2 protein-coding genes are annotated in these 2256 nt (G+C 61.7%); both read right to left on the bottom strand.

The features are described from left to right. The coding region (locus EOA13_RS36855; protein ID WP_127298015.1) for a hypothetical protein at nt 1–1950 on the bottom strand (1950 nt) is incomplete at its 3' end. Further along, the coding region (locus tag EOA13_RS36860) for a TOBE domain-containing protein (protein WP_127298016.1) at nt 1947–2256 on the bottom strand (310 nt) is incomplete at its 5' end. The genes EOA13_RS36855 and EOA13_RS36860, both read right to left, overlap by 4 nt.

Genomic DNA, 2256 nt, shown 5'->3' on the forward strand with positions numbered 1-2256 from the left:
GACTCGCGCGACGGCGTAGGCGTCAAGCGAGATGAATTGGTCATCCAGCGGTCTTGCGGAAATTTCCATGAAGTTGGGATCGGTTGCCGCCTGCTCGAACTGCTCGGCGCCGAGAAGAGCAATACGGGCGCTGCTCGGCGCATCCGAAAGCCGCACAGATTGCGTCTTGGCGGTGAGGTTAGCGACCCACAGGGTCACGCCCCGATCGTTTTCAGCTGCGATCGTCACAACGCCGTCAGCGCCGAAAGTTCCTACGGACAGCAAGGTGGCTCCGCCGAGCTTTGAGAGACCAGCCAAGACATGGAAAGCGGGATAGACCGTTCGGGAATCCTGCTGGTCAAACCATGGCTGCACGAAATCAGCCTTCCTATGGATTTGGCCAAATGGACCGGTGAAGTCACCGAAGACGACGGCCTCGATGCCCTCGCGAGCGCATGCGGCGAAATAGCCGACGATCCAGGCCGCATTGAACAGCCCGCGCTGACGAGGATCGATGCGCGATAGGCAGACGCGACCATTCGCTTCGTTCTGCGCCGTGGAGGCACCGTAAGGGTTCTCGCGGCAGCCGAGCTGACTGGGACCCACACGCAGCGGCAATTCGCCCATGAAGGAACGGGCAGAGCGGATCAGGTGGGGAATGGCCTCAAGCGTCTCCATCACTGACACATCGTCGGCAGCGTGCACGCTTGGACAGGTGGTAAAGGTCGCGTAGTCGAGCGCCTCGCTTGGCGGGCGCTTGCGATTGAGCTCGGTGAAGTACGCGGCCATGCCGCCGCCGACCGGTACACCCGGGAAAGCCCGGCGCGCTGCCGAGTAGCTTTCCTGGAAGCTCGGCATGGCCGGCCATGCTGCTCCCGGCTGTACCGATTTCATGTCCTGCGCCGGAAAGACGCAGATAGCTTCTAGATTGAGGCCGAGGCGACGGACAGCATCCGCGACCGGCTTCAACTCGCCGAAGGGATCCAGCGTTCCCCTGGTTATGATCTCCAGCACGACGCTTGCACCAATCAACCGGGTCAGCGCTGCGTACCGTTCAAGTTCATCGTGGCCGTGCCCGAGACGGAGATCGACCTGGCAGGCTATCCACTGCGGAGCCAATTGCCGAATTAGATCGGAGTTTCCAAGGGCGTGCCTGGCCTTGTCGGCGGCGACGCCGACGCCAATGCGAGGCACTCGGCCGGCCGGTCCGCCAATCGTCACTTTGATCGGCAGGTCAGGATTTTCAGACATCGGCGCAAGAAGCGTCCCCGACATATGCAGCCGGACGGCCTGGGTGAATTTCTGGCCCCTGGGCAGTCTGTAGGGCCACGGGCGACGCAAGGGACGAACATAGGTTTTATAGGATGCGTCAGACCAATTGCGTTGATCCTCCATCTCAAAGGCATCACCATCCATGGTGCAGGTGGCCCAGATCCCAGGCGCGATCTCATGTGACAACGCGCGCACGTCGGTGAACGGACATTCCGGATCAATAAAGTCCGGAAAATGCGAAAGCCTTTCGAGACCATCTTGATGCAGGACCCGCACCGGCTTGCCGGCCAAATCTGCTATGGGATGCAGCACGACGAAGCCGGTCCGGTTGGTCAAAAGGTCGGTCTCAGGCTCTGCTTCTGTCACAAACGACAGCGCACCATCGCTACTGCCCGAGACGCGTGCCCGGTAAACCAGGCGGCCGGATGTTGCGGCACATGTTGCACGGTATTCAATGGCGAACGCATCCGGCCTCTCGTCGATCCGCAGATCATCGAGAACGGGGGTACATGTTCCCCAGTTTTCGTCCCGTACAAGAAACGAGATTCCGCGCAAGATCTCGATCGTCCCGATGCGGATGTAGCGCAACGCCCCATTGTCGAACGCGACCGACAAGGATCCGGCGCGCAGTGTGCGCAGCGGTGCCTCGTGCTGTTCGGTGCCACATAAGCGGACTGCCAGGGAAGCTGTCGAGGTCAAATTGCCCGCTCCGTCGTGGCGTCGAAGATCGAGGCCCGGTTCATGTTGATGTCGATCGCAAGCTTCTCGCCCGGACGGCTGACGTCGTGCGCCTGCAGCTCAGCCATCACCGGCGCGCCAGCCAGTCGGAATGTCGCGTAGCTGCGCGAGCCGGTCGGCTGCAGCAGGTCGATCGTTGCCTCATAGCGAAACGTGCCCTGCTCCGGTGTGGCAGTGTGCGCCCGAGTGAGATGTTCTGGCCTCAACCCGAGCAGCACCTGCTGTCCGTCTGCGACGCCCTTCAGCCCCCTGCCCGGCGCTAAGGGC

The organism is Mesorhizobium sp. M7A.F.Ca.US.011.01.1.1 (assembly GCF_003998295.1).
Lineage (GTDB): Bacteria > Pseudomonadota > Alphaproteobacteria > Rhizobiales > Rhizobiaceae > Mesorhizobium.